The organism is Pedobacter sp. ok626 (assembly GCF_900100435.1).
Taxonomy (GTDB): Bacteria; Bacteroidota; Bacteroidia; order Sphingobacteriales; family Sphingobacteriaceae; genus Pedobacter.
Genome location: NZ_FNEX01000027.1, coordinates 17,142 through 38,079, shown reverse-complemented (window position 1 = coordinate 38,079; position 20,938 = coordinate 17,142). Strand labels below are relative to the sequence as shown.

General features: G+C 41.8%; 12 protein-coding genes. All 12 read left to right on the top strand.

Annotated features, from left to right (window positions below; all coding sequences use genetic code 11):
- Window positions 1–6 precede the first annotated feature (6 nt).
- The 12 genes from BLS35_RS26480 to BLS35_RS26425 all read left to right on the top strand — a co-directional run bounded on the left by BLS35_RS26480 (window position 7) and on the right by BLS35_RS26425 (window position 20,936).
- Complete coding sequence (locus tag BLS35_RS26480) at window positions 7–3,324, top strand: TonB-dependent receptor (protein WP_090787420.1); 3,318 nt, start codon at window positions 7–9, stop codon at window positions 3,322–3,324.
- 11 nt (window positions 3,325–3,335) lie between these two features.
- Window positions 3,336–4,751, top strand: a complete 1,416-nt coding sequence (locus BLS35_RS26475) for a RagB/SusD family nutrient uptake outer membrane protein (protein WP_090787417.1) — start codon at window positions 3,336–3,338, stop codon at window positions 4,749–4,751.
- Between the two features lie 15 nt (window positions 4,752–4,766).
- Window positions 4,767–7,316 (top strand): zinc-dependent metalloprotease, encoded by a 2,550-nt coding sequence (locus BLS35_RS26470; RefSeq protein ID WP_254779154.1) that lies wholly within the window; start codon window positions 4,767–4,769, stop codon window positions 7,314–7,316.
- An 11-nt stretch (window positions 7,317–7,327) separates the two neighbouring features.
- A complete protein-coding gene (locus tag BLS35_RS26465; protein ID WP_090787411.1) occupies window positions 7,328–8,428 on the top strand; it encodes a TlpA disulfide reductase family protein in 1,101 nt (366 codons plus the stop codon).
- A 60-nt stretch (window positions 8,429–8,488) separates the two neighbouring features.
- Window positions 8,489–9,418 (top strand): ABC transporter ATP-binding protein, encoded by a 930-nt coding sequence (locus tag BLS35_RS26460; protein WP_090787407.1) that lies wholly within the window; start codon window positions 8,489–8,491, stop codon window positions 9,416–9,418.
- A gap of 2 nt (window positions 9,419–9,420) precedes the next feature.
- A complete protein-coding gene (locus BLS35_RS26455) occupies window positions 9,421–11,709 on the top strand; it encodes a Gldg family protein (RefSeq protein WP_090787404.1) in 2,289 nt (762 codons plus the stop codon).
- The gene (locus BLS35_RS26450) at window positions 11,709–12,977 is read left to right on the top strand and encodes an amidohydrolase family protein (protein WP_090787401.1); all 1,269 of its coding nucleotides are present in this window, start codon (window positions 11,709–11,711) and stop codon (window positions 12,975–12,977) included. The genes BLS35_RS26455 and BLS35_RS26450 overlap by 1 nt, the downstream gene beginning before the upstream one ends.
- A gap of 179 nt (window positions 12,978–13,156) precedes the next feature.
- The gene (locus tag BLS35_RS26445; protein WP_132226081.1) at window positions 13,157–13,780 is read left to right on the top strand and encodes an RNA polymerase sigma factor; all 624 of its coding nucleotides are present in this window, start codon (window positions 13,157–13,159) and stop codon (window positions 13,778–13,780) included.
- 48 nt (window positions 13,781–13,828) lie between these two features.
- Window positions 13,829–15,007 (top strand): FecR family protein, encoded by a 1,179-nt coding sequence (locus tag BLS35_RS26440; RefSeq protein ID WP_090787395.1) that lies wholly within the window; start codon window positions 13,829–13,831, stop codon window positions 15,005–15,007.
- A 218-nt stretch (window positions 15,008–15,225) separates the two neighbouring features.
- Window positions 15,226–18,642, top strand: coding sequence for a SusC/RagA family TonB-linked outer membrane protein (locus BLS35_RS26435; RefSeq protein ID WP_165973438.1), 3,417 nt, complete (start codon window positions 15,226–15,228; stop codon window positions 18,640–18,642).
- A gap of 3 nt (window positions 18,643–18,645) precedes the next feature.
- A complete protein-coding gene (locus BLS35_RS26430) occupies window positions 18,646–20,157 on the top strand; it encodes a RagB/SusD family nutrient uptake outer membrane protein (protein WP_207909198.1) in 1,512 nt (503 codons plus the stop codon).
- 8 nt (window positions 20,158–20,165) lie between these two features.
- A complete protein-coding gene (locus tag BLS35_RS26425; RefSeq protein ID WP_090787386.1) occupies window positions 20,166–20,936 on the top strand; it encodes a DUF4843 domain-containing protein in 771 nt (256 codons plus the stop codon).
- The last annotated feature ends 2 nt before the right edge of the window (window positions 20,937–20,938 follow it).

Here is a 20,938-nt window from a genome sequence, read left to right as displayed (position 1 = left end):
ATTCAAATGTACAAAATTTATACTATCAAACCGGATAGACCGCTAGGTCGTGTCCAACTAATCCTGCGTGCTATGCGTTTAGTTACTATTCTTTTATTCACCACGATGATGCAGGTAAGTGCAGCCTCAGTAGCGCAGCGGATTTCTATGAACAAACAAAACGCTGAGCTTAAGGAGGTATTTAAAAGCATCAGGGCGCAAAGTGGTTATGATTTTGTTTTCGATCTGAAATTGATGGAGAAAGCAAGGCCAGTAACGATCTCATTGAATAATGCCAGTTTGGAAGAAGCACTGAAACGTTGCTTTGCCAACCAGGATTTTACCTATGCGATAGAAGATAGGACCGTCATTGTCAGAGAGAAAACATTTATAGACGATGTAAAGACCTATTTCGCTGATATTGAGGTGATCGGTACAGTGTTGGATGAAAATGGACAGCCGATGCCAGGGGTGGGGGTAAAAGTAAAGGGGACCAATAAAACTACGGTGACTGGTCTCAGCGGACGTTATTATATCCGCGTGGATGAGAATAACCCAACTCTGATTTTTAGTTATGTTGGTTATAAAACTAAAGAGGTAGTCGCTAAAGCTAAACTCGATGTTACCATGGTATTGGATCCTGCCAAGCTGGATGAAGTAATGGTAATAGGTTATGGCACCACCACCAGAAGACTAAGTACAGGTTCCCAGGCGGGTATCAGTGCTAAAGATATTGAGAAACAGCCTGTAACAAATGTATTGTCAACCTTACAGGGACGATTACCAGGTGTAACTGTTGTGCAAAGTAATGGCTTGCCCGGTGCCGGGATTACCGTACAGATCAGAGGTGCTAATTCATTAACCAAGAGTAATCTGCCTCTATTTGTCATTGATGGAGTACCCTTTTTGTCTACCCCGATCAATACAGCAACTTCAGGAAGTACATTACCCTCAGCCGAAGGTAGTACAAGTCCGATGAACTCCATCAATCCAGCGGATATTGAAAGCATAGATGTCCTTAAAGATGCAGATGCAACCGCTATTTATGGTTCCAGAGGAGCAAATGGCGTTGTGCTTATCACGACCAAAAAAGGTAAAGCCGGTAAAACCACTTTCGGTGTGAATGTTTCCACAGGAGCATCCAAAGTCGCTAACTTTGTAGAAACGCTCAGTACAGAGCGCTATCTGCAGATCCGCAGGCAGGCCTTTATCAACGACAATATCACGCCGACTGCGGCAAATGCGCCAGATTTAACGGTTTGGGACCAGAACCTGAATACCAATTTTCAAAAGGAGCTGATGGGTAATACTGCTCGCACCTATGATGCCAATATGAACCTTTCCGGAGGTGATTTAAGGACCAATTTCTATATGAGCGGGACCTTCCATAAGGAAAACAATGTCTTTCCCGGTAAGCAAGGCTATCACCGTGGTGCCGCAAACTTTAGTTTGAACCACAGCTCCTTGGATCAGCGTTTTTCAGTAGCCTTTTCTACGATATATTCTGCGGATAAGAATAATATATCTGCAACAGATATGGCGGTTTGGGCATATAGTCTGGCACCCAATTACGCACTTTACAACGCAGAAGGTGGTTTAAATTGGTCTACTGCACTAAACAATCCATTAGGTTACCTGTACCAAACCAACGACAATAAGACTTCTAATCTCTTGAGTAGTCTGACACCTAAATATACCCTGGCAAAGGGGTTGGACATCAAGGCTACCTTAGGCTACAGTAAAACAGATATGGAACAGTTGACCATTCGTCCGTTATCGTCTATGAATCCTACTCCAATGTATGGTGCACCCGCACCTACAACAGGAACAGTAAGCAGCGCCTATAATTTCTCTACAAATTACATTATAGAGCCGCAACTAACTTATAAGCATGATATCTGGAAAGGAAACTTAGATTTCCTGGTTGGTGGAACATGGCAGTACAGGCAGTCAAGACAGCCCTATTACATCAATGCATCGGGATTCGCTTCAGATGAGTTCCTCACCAATATATCTGCCGCCTCAGTAAGTTCGGTAAGCACAGCCTCAGCAGATTACAAATATACTTCCGTATTTGCACGGGCTACTTATAACGTTCAGAATAAGTATATTACGAACTTCACGTTTCGCCGTGATGGTTCTTCTCGTTTTGGCCCCAATAACCGTTTCGGAAATTTTGGTTCAGTAGCTGGTGCCTGGATTTTCTCAGAAGAGAGTTTCCTTAAAGACAAATTTAAATGGTTCAGTTTCGGTAAGATACGTGGAAGCTATGGGCTGATCGGTAGCGATGAGATCGGGAATTATCAGTATTTCGATAGCTATAGGGCTAATACTTATGTGTTTAACGGCAGCTCTGGATTAGTACCTAGCCGAATTGCAAATAATGATTATAAATGGGAGGCTACACGCAAGCTTGAATTAGCACTTGAGTTGGGCTTTTTCGAAGACAGATTGTCGCTCACGGCTTCCACCTACCGCAACAGAACGAGTAACCAATTGTTAGATTTCGGAATCAGTGCGCAGGCCGGTTTCCCAAGTTATCAATCTAACCTTCCTGCCACTGTACAAAACTCAGGTTGGGAGTTCAGCGCTACCAGCACCAACATCAGGAGCAAAGATTTCAGTTGGACATCCTCTTTTAACATTTCACAGAACCGCAATAAACTATTGTCTTTCCCGAACATCGAGAAATCACCTTACTATACACGATATGTGGTGGGCTCGCCATTGAGTTCTTTCTATTTTTACCAGTATGACGGTATTAATCCAGCCACGGGCTTGCCTCAGTTTGCCGATCTGAACAAAAGTGGGGCATTGAACTCCGGTTTTTTACCCACAGGTGCTGGCGACCGCTATTATGTAGGTACAGGCTATCCTAAATTTTTCGGAGGCTTGAACAACTCGATTACTTATAAGAGAATAAATTTAGATTTCACTTTTCAGTTTGTTAAACAACAAGGTCGTAGTTTGATCGCAGCTTCATTCTATCCACCAGGATTTATGTCTAACGCAGCCGCAAACATTACGGAAGAATACCTTGCGTTGAGTTCTCTTGAAAAATTAGCGACTACAGGATATGCGGGAGCTTATACCGCCTATTCTAATTACAGCTTCTCAGATGCTTCAGTAATAGATGCTTCGTTCATTAGATTGAAAAATGTAAATCTTTCCTATAGTTTGCCGGCAAGTTGGCTGTCAAAAGTAAAAGCGCAAAATCTGCGGGTGTTTACCCAAGCGCAAAACTTATTTACGATTACCAAATACAAAGGTTTTGATCCTGAATCTCAAGGAGTCGCGACTCCTCCTTTGCGTACTATAGTTGCTGGCCTCCAACTTTCATTTTAACCACGAATATCATGAATAAGAAAATATATAACTTCACCGCCATTTGTTTATTTGTCGTGACACTGATTGGCACAGGTTGCGAAAAGTTAATAGAGATCGATCCGCCTTTGAATGAAACGTCTTCAGCATTGGCATTTGCTACAGATAACAGTGCGAAGAGTACTGTATCGGGCATGTTTGCAACGTTATCACAGAGCGCAGCCCAGAACATCAATCTTACGGTACAACCTTCACTACAGGCAGATGACCTACGCTTTCTTGGCGTAAGTACAACGCCTATAGAAATCATGAATAACAGTTACACACGCATTAGTACATTTCCTAACGATCATTGGAGTACCTGGTATAATATCATTTATCAGGCGAATCTGATCATCATTGGACTGGAAAAATCAACAACGGTGACGCCAGCTTTAAAAAACCGATTAATTTCAGAAGCCAAGTTTGTCCGTGCATATTCCTATTTTAATTTAGTCAATATGTTCGGTGATGTACCTTTGGTCCTGGAAACAGATGTGACAAAGACCGCATTTCAGCCCAGAGAAACTGTCGCAAATGTATACCAACAGATGCTGAAGGATCTTACAGAGGCCAAAGCAAGCCTTTTGCCAGATTATAGTGCTTCTTCGGGTGACCGAATCGGCGTCAACCGGTTTACTTGTAGTGCGTTGCTGGCTAGAGTATATCTATTCCTGGGCCGCTACCTGGATGCCGAAGCCAGTGCTTCTGAAGTGATTGCTTCTAATCTTTTCAAGATTGTGGAAGCAGCGGATATGGGTACGAAAGTATTCATCAAAAACAGCGCAGAGTGTATCTGGCAGTTGTCTCCACCAATCAACCCAATCAACCAGTACACCGCAGAGGCGGGTACGCTGCTCCCAAGTACTTACACAGTAGCGAATATTCAATATCGCGTAAGTAAAGACCTGACTGACCGCTTTGCACTGACCGATCTGCGTTATTTACGATGGATGAATAATGTGACAATTGGTACAGAGATTTACAGTATACCTTTCAAGTACAAGTACCGCAACAATGTGCTTGCTGTAGCCGCTAACGTTTCTGAACAGACTGTGATCTTGCGCCTTGCGGAGCAGTACCTGATCCGTGCGGAAGCCAGGGCCAGAATCGGAACCAATCTGACCGGTGCGAGAGATGACTTGAATGTAATCCGCAGTCGGGCGGCGGCCACGGTAAGTACCAGTACGGCGCAAGATATATTGATTGAAGAGATTGCGCTTGAAAACCGCAAGGAGTTTTTCGTTGAACAGGGTTTCCGTTGGTTCAATCTCAAACGTACTGGTCAGGCCGATGCGGTGCTTGGAGCGCTTAAACCTACCTACAAACCAACTGCGAAATTGCTTCCTATCCCTTTGGTAGCTACAGACGCCAATCCCAACCTAAGCCAAAACGAAGGATATAAATAAAATATGATTAACTATATGAACAATAAAGTCAGGCTTTTTAGCCTGGCTATTGCTATCCTTTTGCTTACTGCCGGGCTCAATTCTTGTGCTTTATTTAAAAATAAACCAACGAAAAAGAGTGCTTTGTCTGTTAGTGGTGCGATAGTAAAGCCAAAAACAGATAGCTTGAAAACGGCCCTTAAGCCTTATAAGGATGTGATTACCAGTAAAGCTGTTAGCCAAAATGGATTGATGACGGTACACAAAGTGGCCGACAGATACTTCTTCGAAATCCCTAAAAAGCTTTTGAAAAAAGAAATTTTAGTGGTTACCCGTCTCAGTGGCTCTACACCAGGAGCAAGTAACTTCGGTGGAGAAGAAGTTGGCAAAAGAATGATCTATTGGGAACAAGGTCCGGATAATAAATTGTTCCTGAAAGTTGCCGCACTTATCAGTGTAGCAGATTCGACAGATATGATCTCTAAAGCAGTGAGCAATTCAAACATCAATCCTATCACCGCTGCTTTTCCGATAAAGGCACTAGGTAAGGACTCTGCTTCCCTGGTTATTGATGTGACAGATTTTCTGCTGAGTGAAAACCCACTACTGGCATTCGATCCTGAAGACAAAAAGAGCTATGGACTAGCTGGTCAAGCTGCCGATCGTTCTTATATCGCAAGTGTGAAAACCTTTCCGATTAATACAGAAGTGAAAACTATGCGTACCTACAATTCTTTGGCAGGTCCGCTTCCAGCTACCAGAGTTGCGGGGGCTGTGACTTTGGAAATGAATAGTTCCTTTATTCTGTTGCCTGAAAATCCAATGCGTAAACGGTATTTTGATCCTCGGGTAGGTTATTTCGCCAGTGGGTACTACAAATTCTCAGATGAGCAACAAGCTGTAAAAACAGAAGGTTTTGTACATCGCTGGAGATTGGAAGTGAAAGACGAAGACATGGAGAAATTCAGACGTGGCGAATTGGTGGAACCTAAAAAGCAGATTGTCTATTACATTGACCCAGCTACGCCTAAGAAATGGCGTCCATTTCTGATTGCTGGTATTAACGATTGGCAAAAAGCTTTTGAACAGGCTGGTTTTAAAAATGCGATCATCGGTAAAGAATGGCCAGAGAATGATACGACCATGAGCCTGGATGATGCGCGCTTCTCGGTAATCCGTTATTTCGCATCGCCTAAAGCCAATGCTTACGGACCTAACGTGGCTGATCCCAGAACAGGGGAAATTTTAGAGAGCCATATCGGTTGGTACCACAATGTGATGACGCTGGTGCACAATTGGTACATGATTCAATGCGCTGCAGTAGACCCACGTGCTCGTAAAAATAAGTTTGATGATGAGCTGATGGGCCAACTGATCCGGTTCGTTTCTTCGCATGAAGTTGGCCATACTTTAGGTTTGCGCCACAATATGGGGGCAAGTAGTACTGTGCCAGTAGAAAAGTTGCGTGATAAAGCCTGGGTTGAAGCACATGGACATACGCCATCTATTATGGATTATGCGCGCTTTAATTATGTGGCTCAACCGGAAGACGGCATCTCGGAAAAAGGATTGTTCCCAAGAATTAATGATTACGATAAATGGGCGATCCAATGGGGATACCGTCCGATTTTGGATACCAGGGATGCAGAGGCAGATCGCAAAATTTTGAATGTGATCACTAAAGATAGCCTGGCTAACAATAAACGCCTATGGTTCGGTGGAGAAGGTAAAGATTACGATCCTCGTTCCCAGTCGGAAGACCTGGGTGACGATGCCATTAAGGCAAGTTTGTACGGAATCAAAAATCTAAAACGGATTGTACCTAATCTAATCAACTGGACAAGAGAAGATGGCGAAGATTACAGTCAATTGAAGATCATGTACAAAGAGGTTGTCGGCCAGGTAGAACGTTACGCATTTCATGTGATGAAAAATTTGGGCGGTGTGATGACGACAGAGAAGACTTATGATCAACCCGGTGCTGTTTATCAGTCGGTGAGCTTAGCGAAGCAGAAAGAAGCCATCCAATTTTTCAACGAGCAGATATTCAAGACGCCAACCTGGTTGCTGGATAGGCAGATCATCAATAAAATTGACCCGGGGTATAGCTTTAATGAAGTCCAGAAATTGCAACAAGGTGTAGTGGCGTCGGTTACTTCTCAAAGCAGGTTGTATCGCATGATTGTAAACCAGAGGGACAACGGTAAAGGCGCTTATTCTCCTGCCGAATGGTTGAATGATTTAAAGAAAGGCATATTCACTGAATTATCAACCGGTGCGTCTGGGGATGAGTACCGCAGGGCCTTACAAAAAATGTACATAGGGAGCATAATCACAATGTACAACAAGCGCTTCGCCTTGCAGGGCTCTACAGACAATATCCTGGCGTCCGTAACCCCAACTGACGTGCTATTGTATTCTAACGTGAAGGCTTTGGCTTTTGCACATCTCAAAGATTTGCGCAAGGACATTGGTAGCGGTATTTCCAAAACGACTGATAGGGATACCAAAATTCACTTAGCGTATTTAAAGCAGATGCTTGATAAGATCCTCAATGAATCACCAATACCAGGCTTAAACTACTAAAAAGATACCTCATGAATACACTTTTTAAAGTAATCTCCCAAGTATTCACCGCATCAATATTCTGGCTAATGCCCCTTCTGGGCTTTAGCCAGAATACATACAGTTTGCAGGGAGAAGTTACAGCTATTGATGGCACTGAGTTTTTCCTTACCTACAAAATAGCAGGAGATAAAGTACAGAAAACGGCCATTTCCAATGCAAACAAATTCAGCATCAAAGGGCGTTTGCCTGAGGCAGTCATTTGTACATTAAGTAACTCCGCCAACAAACAGATCCGGATTTTCTTAGCCGAGAACTCGGCGATGAAAATCAAGGGCAATGCGGGTCAGCTTTTCAAAGCTGTAGTCAGCAATTCTACGGAAAATGATTTGTATATGCGCTTTAATGAACAAACCCACGCGCTGGTGGGCGACTATCGCAAAATGGTTAAAGACGCTGGTGGAGATTTGAAAGACAAAACCAGTACCGCATCAGTCATTTTACAACAAAGACAAGATAGTCTACTGGCTGCAATTACAAAATCTAATCCGAATCATGTGGCTACAGCGATCACCATTAGCGATCTGTACATCACCAGGGGCGACCGTGCTGAGGTGTTGAAGTATTTTAAATTACTTTCGCCAGGAGTACAGCAATCCTTTTATGGGAAACGGATAGCTGGGTTTCTGTTGGCTGGTAAAAACATCGCAATAGGAAATTTAGCACCGGATTTTGCATTGAAGAATACAGAAGGAAAGACCATACGCTTGTCTGACTATAAAGGCAGTTATGTATTCGTCGATTTTTGGGCGAGCTGGTGCGGTCCTTGTCGCAAGGAAAACCCAACTATTGTCAAATGTTATGAAAGCTATGGCTCTGATTCATTGAAATTTCTAGGCGTTTCTCTGGATGCGGACGCTGCATCCTGGAGAACTGCTATTGCAACAGATCAATTGCCCTGGCCGCAATTAAACGATCCGGAATCAACCAATGGAGTTGCAGCTGGACTTTATGGCATCAGCGCCTTGCCATTTAATTTTATGATTGATCCTAAGGGTAAAATTATCGCCCTGAATTTAAGAGGTGAAGCATTGGCCGAAAAAATAAAATCCCTGTTAGTTTTTAACAATTAAAAATGCTTTGGCGGATGCCACTGCGTTCGGAAAAATAGGAAATATTTAATTTTCAAATGAATGGATAATAAGATTGTAAAAATCACCAACCTTTCTCATCGTTATGGATCTGCATGGGCCGTCCGCGATATCAATTTTGAGATCAACGAACTCGGTGTTCTAGGTTTGCTCGGCTCCAACGGTGCCGGTAAATCAACCACCATGAACATCATGTGTGGTGTGCTCAACCAGACCGAAGGCACAGTAGAAGTAGGGGGCTATATGATGCACAAGGACCCGATAGCCGCTAAAAAGCTCATCGGCTTTCTTCCGCAGAATGCCCCGCTATATATGGATCTAACCGTTAAAGAATACCTAACACAATGCGCATATCTGCGTTTGATTGATGCCAGAAATGTCAATGCCGCAGTAGATAAAGCGATGGCCAAATGTGGCGTGTCTCATTTTAAGAATCGTTTGATTGCTAATCTATCCGGTGGATACAAACAACGTGTCGGTATCGCGCAGGCGATTATACACGAACCCAGATTGGTCGTGTTGGATGAGCCGACAAATGGTCTGGACCCCAATCAGATTTATGAAGTGCGGAAGTTGATTAAAGAAGTTGGCGAAGAGAAGGCTGTTATCTTTTCCTCTCATATTCTCTCAGAAATTCAGGCCACCTGCAGTCAGGTGAAAATGATTGAAAATGGCACCATGGTTTTTTCCGATACCATGGAGGCTTTCGATAATTATATCGAACCAGACAGCCTCATTATGACATTGCTTAATCCTCCTGCCATTGCCACAATTGAAAATCTTAGTGGTGTCAATGCTGTGGAAGCCCTGGGCTCAACAAAGTTCAGGATCAGGTTTGATGCAGGACAGGAAATTAGTGAGCGGCTTATTCAGATAAGCGCCGACCAGGGATGGCGTATGCGCGAAATTACACTTGAAAAAAGTTCTCTCGATCAAATTTTTGCACAATTATCTAATAAAAAATCTTCCTAGACATGAAAAATATATTAAGGATCGCGCGTATCGAGCTTAGCCAATTGTTCTACTCGCCTGTAGCCTGGATCGTATTGTTGGTATTTATTTTTCAATCTGGATGGCAGTACAGTTCACTCCTTGAGCGCATGGAACGGGCCCAACAAATGGGACAGCAATCCGCTAATCTGACCAACTGGTTTTTCTCTGGATTTTCCGGTTTGTTCCCAAAGATGCAGGAATACCTTTACCTGTATATTCCATTGCTCACGATGGGGCTCATCAGCAGGGAAACACATAGCGGATCTATTAAACTACTCTATTCTTCACCGATCAGAGTGCTGGATATAGTTGTGGGTAAATACCTGGCTATGATCAGTTATTGCTTTATACTGATCAGTGTCTTATTGGGTATAGGTGTAATTTCGCTATTTACTATCCATCAGGCCGATTTTTGGTTTATCTTTTCCGGTATTATAGGACTTTATCTACTCATTTGTGCCTATTCAGCCATCGGACTGTTTATGTCCAGTCTAACCAGTTACCAGGTTGTTGCGGCGATCAGTACCCTGGTTGTACTTGCTGCACTCAATTTTATTGGTGGATTATGGCAGGATGTAGATTTCGTCCGCGACATCACCTACTTCCTCTCTATGTCAGGCAGGGCCGAAGAATCGATCAATGGATTATTGGGTAGTAACGACATACTTTATTTTCTGATTGTCATTGTGTTATTCATCGGACTTACACTATTTAAATTGGAGTTTGAACGCAGAACAATTTCAGTATTCGCTAAAATTATCAGATATGTTGGCTTCCTGGGATTCATGCTATTGATAGGGTATGTAAGTTCAAGGCCACAGTTTGTTGTCTATAAAGACATGACTGCGACCGCAAGCCGTACGCTAACTGCTGAAAGCAAGGCACTGATCAAAAAAATTGAAGGACCGGTTGTGATTACTACGTACATCAATCTGCTGGATGAAAATTATTATTTCGGTTTGCCGCAATACCAAAACAACGACAAGAGGAACTTTGATATGTATTATCGCTTCCTGCCTCATATGCGTATGGAATACGTTTTCTATTGGGCACATTCAGAGAATACACGGCTTTACCAGGAAAATCCGGGCCTGAATGATGAACAGTTGGCAAGAAAAATGGCTAAGGCAAACAAGATGAAGTTCGAAGATTTTCTACGACCAGAAGAGATCAATAAACTGATTGACCTGAAAGCGGAGCGTAACAGGTCTGTACGGACCGTTTCTTATAATGGAAAAACGACTTTCTTGCGTATATATGATGATCTGTTTAAGCAGCCCGGTGAAAAGGAAATTACCGCGGCCTTGAAAAGGCTCGTCGTAAATCCACCAAGGGTAGGCTTTGTAAATGGTCATGGTGAAAGAAGCATTAATCGTTCGGGGGATAGGGACTATAAAGTCTCTACCACAGAGATCAGCTTCCGTTATTCACTTGTCAACCAGGGCTTCGATGTTCAGGAAGTTTCCTTGGACGATAACAAGATAGATAAGGAGGTCGATATCCTTGTACTTGCGGATGCCTTGACAGCCTATAATAAAACCGAATTGAATAACCTGGAAGGTTATATAAAGCGTGGAGGGAATTTGCTTATTGCAGCAGAACCTGGAAGTCAGGGGATAAACAATCAGGTTCTTGACTTGGTGGGTATATCATTGAGCGAGGGATTACTCGTTCAAAAAAGTGCAAATTTTGAGCCTTCTTTCGTGCTAAGTAATGTCGCCAACAAAAACTGGATGCAATTGCTGAAGAACAGTACATTTGCGAATATGGACAGTGCCAGTGTTACCACACCAACTGTCGCAGCCCTGCAAGCAAAGTCTGGTTCGGGCTTCGAGCTGCTTCCGGTTCTTGTGACTCAGGCCGCAAGTACCTGGTTGATTCCAGGCTTGGTTGTAGGTAAAACCGAGGTGTTGATTGACCCGCGTAAGAATGAGGACAAGAATGCTTACCCGGTTGCCTTCGCCATGCGCAAGAAAATCGGAAAAGAGGAACAACGGATTTTTGTAATCGGAGATGCCGATTTTATGAGCAATGCTGAGCTGAGCCGGCAGAATCTAAAATCTTTAAATTTTTCTTTCGTAACGGAACTCTTCAGGTGGTTTAGCAATGGTCAGTTTCCAATTGACACCACTCGAGAGGAGCCTAAAGACAATAAACTATTGATCAGTAATAGTCAACTGACCTGGATCCGTTGGGGACTTTTAGGTCTGTTGCCAGGTCTGATTGCAATTTCAGTATCCTGGATGTTAATTTCTAGAAAAAGACGATAATGGGCATTAGGAAAATTGAAATGAAGGAGCTGCTGATTGTGATTTGCCTATTCGGGTTAATCGCCGCATTTACTCCCGTTAAAGCACGCCCTTCGAAACCTGTTGACACAACTACGCTGATCTTAACAAACGCAAATGTGCTGGATGTCAAACTGGGCAGATTTATCAAGGGTAAGGACATCGTGATTTCGAAAGGTAAAATCATCGCTTTGACTTCGTCACCTAAAAAATGGAAAGCTGCGAAGTTGATCGACCTTCAGGGGAAATTCATAGTTCCTGGCTTGATCGATGCGCATGTCCATGTAACGGCTCATCGGAAGAACAATATAGAAAATACCTATAAACACCTGGAGTATTTCTTGCGGCATGGCATTACCTCTGTAAGAGATGCTGCGGGAGATGGCTCAGCACTGCTTCAGGCACAGACAGAGATTCGGCAGGGTAGGAGAACAGGGGCAGATGTTTACTTTGCGGCTTTCATGGCGGGAGACTGGTATTTCAATAGAGATCAGCAACTCAGGAATGAACCCTACCATCCCTGGGAACAACGGCTAGTTCCAGCGACCAACCTGGATAGTGCGATGAAAGCAGCAAAGGATTGTGGGGCAACTGGGGTAAAACTGTACCATTCTTTTGATCGGGAGTTTTTGCCAAAAGTGATCGCCTCGGCTAAAAAGCATGGTTTGAAGGCCTGGGGGCATACCATGATGTACCCTGCAACACCGGTAGAGGTTGTAGGGGCCGGATTAGAAGTCCTATCACATGTTTCTATGTTAGAGAACTTAACTATTGATACCCTGTTTTTCAAGAGAAGAACGCCGCTGGCTTACAAAGATAGTGTCATCGCCCATCTAGATGTCAGTACCTTTTGCCGTATGATGAAAAAGAAGAATGCCATTTTGGATGCGACCTTGTGCGTGTCAGAAGAACGTGATCCATGGGTGTTTCCATTACTTAAAAGAGTACATCAGCAAGGTGTTGAGATTGCCGCTGGTACCGATCAGATCGTGGATCTTAACCGGCCTTATCCCAGGTTAATTGATGAGCTTAGTTATTTTGTTGAGAACTGTGGTTTTACCAATTGCGAGGCCTTACGCGCAGCAACAATTGTTGGCGCCAGGGTGATCGGACAGGAAAAGCATATTGGTACAATCGAAAAAAATAAACAGGCAGATTTGCTGGTATTGAACGATAATCCACTTCTAAACATTAGGGCCTTGGCGAATATTGAAGTAGTGATAAAATCAGGGAAGATTGTTCGAAATTAAAAGGGTAAAGGCTGCCTGTTTTTAATCATATTACAAAGCTACTCGGTCAATGCAATTCTTAAAATAGTGTCAAAATTTCTATAATTGATCAAACTACTTTGAATGAATATATAAATGCTTAATATTGAACAATTTTGTGTTTGAATCTATAAACAGAATTGTTGGGGAACAAAAAGATCGTGAAAAAAGGAAAAGATTTAATGGTGGATTGGGAATCATTCATTCAGAATGGGGATCAGTCTTCTTTTTATGATTTATACTCCCACTACCACGATTACCTTACTTATATTGGAATAAAGAAAGGTGTAAGTCCTGAAAAAACGAAAGACTGTGTCAATGATCTCTTTTTATACATTTATGAAAACAGACAAAAGTTAGGTCATATTCTTAATCACCATAATTATTTGATCACTTGTTTCCTTCGGAAATTATTGCGTAAAGAGCATTTTAGCGCTGAAGAAAGTTTAGATCTTTTAGACTTTGAAGATACACTCACACATCCTTCTGTAGAGGCGTTGTATATACAACAGTATACGAATACTAGCGTTAGCTCACTTTTAAAATCTTATATCAATAGGCTTTCGGAGAGTCAGACAAGATTAATCTATCAAAAGTTTTATTTGGGGCTTTCCTATGAGGAGATTTCTGAATCTAATCAAATCACAGTAAAAACAGCCTACAACACCATTTATAATGCTGTAGAAAGGCTTAAAAAGATAATTGAAGAGGAGGGAGTTGGGCCATTATCTGTTCTTCTTTCCCTCCTTTCATTATTAATTTTATTTTTTTTAAAAAATTCATAGGTAATATTTCAAATTTCTGCTCTATTGTCTAAAGTTTAATAAAATTCAATGCTAGATAAAGACATTTTGCAGCTGGTAAATCAGGAGAGTTTTCTCAATTATTGTTTTAAAAGAAACAGTGATGATGTAAAATACTGGGAAGAATGGTTGCAAAAGAATCCTGAGCATAGCAAACAAATTGAGGACTTCCGGAAAATACTGATAGTGATGGGACAGGAGTCTCGAAAAAAAATCAGTGATGCAAACTTTGCGGAATTGCAAGGTAAGATAGCTCAGTCTAAAGTAGATATAAAACCAAAATCATATCCACTCTGGAAAAAATGGAGCATTGCAGCCGCTGCGGTGCTGTTAATAGCTGCTGGAGGATTATTTATTAGTCAGAATGCTAATGAAGTTGTAGAGATTGTAAATGCAAAAGATATTTCTCCCGGTGGGAATAATGCGATCCTGATACTGGCAAATGGTCAAAAGGTCGACCTGACAGGGGTTGCCAATGGGGGAGTAGTAAGTCAGTTTGGAATTAAAGTTGTCAAAAAGGCAGATGGACAGATTGTTTATGAAATTTCTGATGTAGATGGAAAGGCAGCCTCAGATCAATACAATACTATAGAAACTCCCATAGGTGGACAATATCAGGTTAATCTTTCTGACGGTACAAAGGTCTGGTTAAACTCTGGATCGTCGCTGCGTTATCCAGTTAAATTTGTTGGTGATTACCGTAATGTTGAGCTTAAAGGAGAGGGTTACTTTGAAGTAGCAACAAATAAGGCCATGCCGTTTAAAGTAAAGAATGCTAGACAAACCGTAGAGGTTTTGGGCACACATTTTAATATAGCGGCATATACCGACGAACCGGTGGTAAAAACAACACTATTAGAGGGAGTTGTAAAAGTAAGTGCCGGAAAAGCAAATGCTTTACTGAAACCAGGCCAGCAGAGTAAGCTGGATGGGGCTAAGATCAATGTGATTGATCATGTTGACCTGGAAGATGTTGTTGCATGGAAGAATGGTTATTTTAAATTTAATGAAAGCCTGGAAAGCATTATGGGTAAAATCTCTCGTTGGTATGGCGTTGAGGTGGTTTATCAGACGATGCCAGATCCTGGGTTAACCTACTCAGGGAAAATATCAAGATCCAGGAATATTTCGGCGGTATTAAAAATCATTGGATTTAACAGTGATGTCCGCTTTAAGATTGATGGAAAAAAAGTCTACGTGATCAAATAATAAAAGAGAATCAATTCAGTATTAAACCTAAACCAACAAACATGAAAAAAAATCTACAAAAGTCCATTCGCTGGTAAGTGGGAGGCAAAAACCAGAAGTGCCTGGAAGCACCTCTGGTTGAGTAAAGCCTTCATTAATAAATTAATTATCAACTGTTTATTGCAACTGCTCAAAGATTCGAAGCCTGAAGCATGCTGCATAAAGCCAAACCAAAACAAATGTATAGAATTTATACTAAGAAAATTGGTGTGCCCGAAGGGTATCTCCGAAAAATATTGCTTATTATGCGATTAACCACCGTTATACTGATATCCTCGCTAATGCAGGTATCTGCAATAGGTTTTGCACAAAAAATTACACTCAGCAAAACCAACGTCCCGCTTACTCAGATTATTAATGAGATTAGGAACCAAAGTAAGTATGACTTTTTTTATAGCAACGAGTTGCTGAAAAAAGCGAACCCTGTAACCATTCATGTTAAAGAAGCTTCTTTAGAGGAAGTTTTGGCCATTTGTTTTCGTAACCAACCACTGGTTTATAAGGTGGAGGACAAGGCCGTCATGCTTAAGGAGAAAGAATCAACCTTTCTCGATAAAGTGATTTCGGCCTTTGTGGATATAGATGTACGAATAATTGTAACCGATGCAAACGGGGTACCATTACCCGGGGCTACAGTTACTGTTAAGGGGACCTCCCGTAAAGTTGTAGCTGGAGCTGGAGGATTAGTGCTATTAACCAACGTTAACGATAAGGCAACTTTAGTGGTCACTTATTTGGGCTATGCAACTCAGGAGCTGAGGCTTAAAAAAGATCAGTCTACCATAACGGTAAAAATGGAATTGGCCGAAAATAAAATGGACAATGTGGTGGTGACCGGTATTTTCAATAAGAAAAAAGAAACCTATACCGGGGCAGAACGTACCATAAGCGAAAAGGAATTACAACAGTTTCAGGGCCGTAACCTCTTTACAACTATTGGTAACATAGATCCTTCATTTTATATAGTTCCAAATAATTCTTTCGGTGCTGATCCGAACAAAATACCCGATATACAGCTGCGTGGAGCAAGAAGCTTACCGAATATAGACGAGCTTCAGGATCAGACTTCTGCGAGGTTGAATACACCCTTAATTATTCTTGATGGATTTGAAACCACGCTGCAGCGCATGATGGATCTGGACAACAATGAGGTACTGTCTATTACTTTATTAAAAGATGGATCAGCAACAGCCTTATATGGTTCCAGAGGGGCAAATGGTGTAGTTGTGATCAAGACCAAAGAACCGGTTGCCGGCAAGTTAAGACTGACTTATAGAGCGGGCTTGAATTTGAGCATTCCTGATCTGGGTAGCTACAACCTGCTAAATTCAGCAGACAAATTGGAGTTAGAGCGTTTGTCTGGTTACTATGGAAGTTCTACCCGTACTCCTGAAGCAAATATAGGTTTGCAGCAATATTACAACGAGGTATTGGCCCAAGTAAAAAAAGGAGTAAACACAGATTGGATGTCTATTCCATTACGTACGGAGGTTGGCCAGAATCATAACCTTAAAGTAGAGGGGGGCGATGAAGTCTTCAGGTATGACCTGGCACTCAGCTACAATGATCAGAATGGCGTGATGAAAGGTTCTGGAAGAGAGGCTTTTAATGGTACCATCAATTTATCTTACCGATACAAAAATCTTACTTTTCGCAACAATCTGGTTGTTGGACAGACCAAAGAAAGCGAATCTCCATATGGGACTTTTTCTGATTATGTTAAATTAAATCCATATTGGGAGCCCTATGATGCGGCAGGAAATGTAGTGCAGTTTTTTTCGCCTTATAACTATGATTACTGGACAATGGCGGGCTTTTATGGTGGCAAGCCATATGCTAATCCTTTGCACGATGCGACATTGAATACTTACGACATTCGAAATTATACGAATATCACCAATAACCTGATGATAGACTGGGCACCTATAGAAAAAATGTATGTGCGTGGCGGATTTAGTGTGAGCAGTAATTTAAGTACAGAAGACAATTTTAAACCTGCAAGCCATTCTTCTTTTGCCAACTATTCAGATGCAGATATCTTTAGAAAAGGTAGCTATTCTTATGGTAGCGGGAAAGCTTTAAATTATACAGGAAGTTTGACAACAGGTTATTCTGATGTTTTTGCAGAAAAACACCGTATTTCTGCAGCAATAAATTTAGACATCAGTCAGACTAGCAGTACCACTTATACTTTCGATGCCGAAGGTTTCCCTGATGAGTCTATTGATCTTTTGTCTATGGCGCTTCAATACAAGCAAAATGGAACGCCTAGTGGAGGCGAGTCTACTGCGCGCAGAGTTGGTGCTGTAGCGAACGTAAGTTATGCATTGAAAGACCGTTATCTGGCCGATGTTACTTATCGTGTAGATGGAGCTTCGCAGTTTGGTGCAAACAGACGCTTTGCCCCATTCTGGTCTGCGGGTATAGGCTGGAATTTACATTATGAGGACTTTGTAAAAAATAACCTGCCTTTTGTGAATAGGTTAAAGCTACGAGGATCGTATGGTTCTACTGGATCAACCCAGTTTAGTGCCTATCAGGCATTAGGTACTTACAGCTATATTGTAAAGGATCGTTATAAGACCTGGTTGGGTGCCCGTCAGGATGCGCTTGGAAATCCAGATCTGGAATGGCAAACAACCGACAAGTATAATGCAGGTCTGGAGTTGGAAGTATTCAAAAGCAGGTTAACACTAGAAGGTAATGTATACCTGGAGAAAACATCTAATCTACTTTCTTCATTGGAACTGCCTTATTCCAACGGATTTGCTAGCTACAATGAGAACATCGGTCAATTACAGCAGAAAGGATTTGAGTTATCTGCGACTGTTTGGCTAATTCCATATTCTGGTAAAAAATTCGCATGGTCCGTAACAGGGAATATCGCGCACAACGAGGATAAGATTGTTAAATTATCTGAAGCAATGAAAGCGGCTAATGCAAAGCTTTTGCTCGCCATGAAAGATGGTCTATCTACAAGCCCAAATAAAATCATTCAGGAAGGTGCATCACAAAATACAATCTATGCGGTTCGCTCCCTAGGTATTGATCCAAGTACAGGAAAAGAACTTTTCTTAGACAATAATGGAGAGGCAACCTATTTCTGGAGACCAGAATACAGGGTGGCTGTAGGTGTTGACCAACCTAAATACAGAGGTAATTTTAGTACACTGGTACGCTATGGTAGTTTCTCTATGAATGCGTCCTTTGGTTTCCGTTTTGGCGGTAAATTGTACAACCAAACCCTGATTGACAAGATAGAGAACGCAGATAGATTGGTCAACGTGGATGCTCGTGTTTATTACGACCGCTGGAAGCAGCCGGGAGATAAGACCTTCTTCAGAGGAATAAACGAAACTACTGCTGTGAATGCCTCTACGCGTTTTGTACAAGATGAAACAACATTCACCTGTCAGAATGTGAATTTATCCTACGATGTACTTAATAAGAAAATATTAAAACGTTTAGGAATGCGGTCACTATCTATAACAGGTAACACCGGAGAGCTTTTTTACATTTCTACGGTACCTCAGGAACGTGGTACAGCCTATCCTTTTACCCGTCAGTTTTCCATGTCTTTATATGCATCATTTTAAATTATGAAAACCTTGAAAAAAATATTTACCATTATCCTGATGTTGGGCACTTTGGTGTTTACAACGGGATGCAAAAAATGGCTTGATGTAAAACCACAGGGCCAAGCTACCCAGGAAGAGTTGTTTAAAACAGAGAAAGGATTTAAAGATGCCCTTACGGGTGCTTATATCCGGATGAAAGACGGCAATATTTATGGCAGCTCCCTAATGTGGGGAACTGTTGAATATATGGCTTATAACTGGGATGCGACAACCATTAACGTAACTAAATTAAAGTCTGGAGATTACAACGATGCCAATGTAAGGAGTGGATTCGATAATACTTACCAGAACCTGTTTAAGGTGATTGCTGATGTCAACAGCATCCTGGATAAAATAGACGATAAGAAATCTATTTTTACAGCAGACAACTATGGGATCGTTAAGGGAGAATCATTGGCCTTGCGCGCATTTTGTCATTTTGATGCCTTGCGTTTATTTGGCCCTATGCCAGCAACTCCGGGAGCAGCTCCAATTTTACCCTATGTAAAATCGGTAACTAAGGACATTCATCCATTACTTGCCTACCAGGAATTTACCCGTTCTTTATTGGATGATCTTGATGAAGCAGAGATTTTATTGAGGGATATTGATCCGATCCGTAAATATACTATTGCACAGTTGAATCCGGGTCGGAATGATGCCACTCCATTTCCTGATAATTATTTGATGTACAGACAGGTTCGTATGAATTATTATGCGGTACTTGCCCTTAAGGCGCGTATTTACCTTTGGTTGGCAGCCTCAGATGGTTCGAACAAAATAAATGCAGCAAAATATGCGCAAATGGTAGTCGATGCTGTAAGCCCGAATGGGGCAAAAACATTTAGACTAGGTGTGGAGACTGACCGTGCAAATGAAGATTTTACGATGTCATCCGAGCACATCATGGCCCTGAGTGTGTATAATCTTGAATCGATTGCTAATAATACTTTTGGGCAAACGGGCAGTATCATGAAATATGATTTTAATCCGAGTTTTTATCTGAGTCAGCTCTTCCCAGCTAACGAAAGAACCTCAGACATTCGTTACAAAGAAATGTGGGTTTACAAGGCCCCTATTGGAACGGCACTTGCAACAGATGTAATGTATAAAAAGTTCTTGCAAAAAGCATCTGCCTTACCTGAGAACCAGGTACTCCAGGTTCCTTTATTGCGTCTGAGCGAGATGTACCTGATCCTTACGGAATGTGCAGAAACAAAAGTGGGAGCAGAAACTGCATATGCTTTTTATTGTGATAAGAAAGGAATCCCTTTTACTAAATTTAATGATGGTGATTGGTTAACCGACCGTAAAAATAAAATGATCCGGGAATATGTACGGGAATTGTATGGCGAAGGACAGTCCTTTTTTGCCTTTAAGCGCCTTAGTGTTACCACACTGCCAGCAAGCTGGACCCAGTCTTATTATAATGGAACACCTGCAAAATATGTGGTTCCTAAACCTTTGCGTGAAATTAATTACAATAATAATTAAGGATACTTATGAAAAGATTGATATATTTTTTGATAATTCTTTTGGCAGCAGCAGTTACTAGTTGTACCAAAACAGATTACCTGTATTTTAACGATAGTGCAAGGGTTCAGCTGAATGATACCAGTACAATTACCAGTACATTTTTCTATGAACCTAATACTGTTTTAAGAGATACAGTATACATTCAGGTAAATACCATTGGAGATGTTAGCAATAAGGAGAGAGCCGTAAAATTGGTGCAGGTTGTAGAACCAGGTGTACTTAATCCAGCTGTTCCTGGTGTGCATTATGTAGCAATGGACGATCCTGCTCTGAAACACATGATGGTGGTTAAGGGAAATCAGGTAAATGCAATGATTCCCGTGGTGCTACTTAGAGATGCAAGCCTGAGAACAAATAGTTTTCGTTTGCGCCTGGAACTGGCGGGCAACGATCAGTTTGGTTTAGGTGAAAAGCAGAGTCGGAGCTGTGCTGTCGTATTTTCTGATCGTTTGGAGCGATTTTATTCCTGGAGAACGGATACCGGGGTATCTCCTGCTGTCAGTAGATTCGGCAAATACAGTACCCGTAAACACCAGTTTATGTACGATTTCTTAAAGGTGAAAATAGATGAAGCCTGGTATCAGGCCCTTGCTGCCACGGGTGCTTTGGACAATTATAAAAATGCATTAAAGGAGGGGCTGAACGAATTTAACAGTAATCCGGCGAACATCGCAAACGGTACTGCACCGATGCGCGAAACAAATGTGGCAGGCAGTCCACTAGTTACATTCCCTTAATT

Excerpts from the sequence above, each read along its gene's own strand:
- BLS35_RS26480 (WP_090787420.1), top strand. The coding sequence starts at position 7 with ATGTACAAAATTTATACTATCAAACCGGATAGACCGCTAGGTCGTGTC.
- BLS35_RS26475 (WP_090787417.1), top strand. The coding sequence starts at position 3,336 with ATGAATAAGAAAATATATAACTTCACCGCCATTTGTTTATTTGTCGTG.
- BLS35_RS26470 (WP_254779154.1), top strand. The coding sequence starts at position 4,767 with ATGAACAATAAAGTCAGGCTTTTTAGCCTGGCTATTGCTATCCTTTTG.
- BLS35_RS26465 (WP_090787411.1), top strand. The coding sequence starts at position 7,328 with ATGAATACACTTTTTAAAGTAATCTCCCAAGTATTCACCGCATCAATA.
- BLS35_RS26460 (WP_090787407.1), top strand. The coding sequence starts at position 8,489 with ATGGATAATAAGATTGTAAAAATCACCAACCTTTCTCATCGTTATGGA.
- BLS35_RS26455 (WP_090787404.1), top strand. The coding sequence starts at position 9,421 with ATGAAAAATATATTAAGGATCGCGCGTATCGAGCTTAGCCAATTGTTC.
- BLS35_RS26450 (WP_090787401.1), top strand. The coding sequence starts at position 11,709 with ATGGGCATTAGGAAAATTGAAATGAAGGAGCTGCTGATTGTGATTTGC.
- BLS35_RS26440 (WP_090787395.1), top strand. The coding sequence starts at position 13,829 with ATGCTAGATAAAGACATTTTGCAGCTGGTAAATCAGGAGAGTTTTCTC.
- BLS35_RS26435 (WP_165973438.1), top strand. The coding sequence starts at position 15,226 with ATGTATAGAATTTATACTAAGAAAATTGGTGTGCCCGAAGGGTATCTC.
- BLS35_RS26430 (WP_207909198.1), top strand. The coding sequence starts at position 18,646 with ATGAAAACCTTGAAAAAAATATTTACCATTATCCTGATGTTGGGCACT.
- BLS35_RS26425 (WP_090787386.1), top strand. The coding sequence starts at position 20,166 with ATGAAAAGATTGATATATTTTTTGATAATTCTTTTGGCAGCAGCAGTT.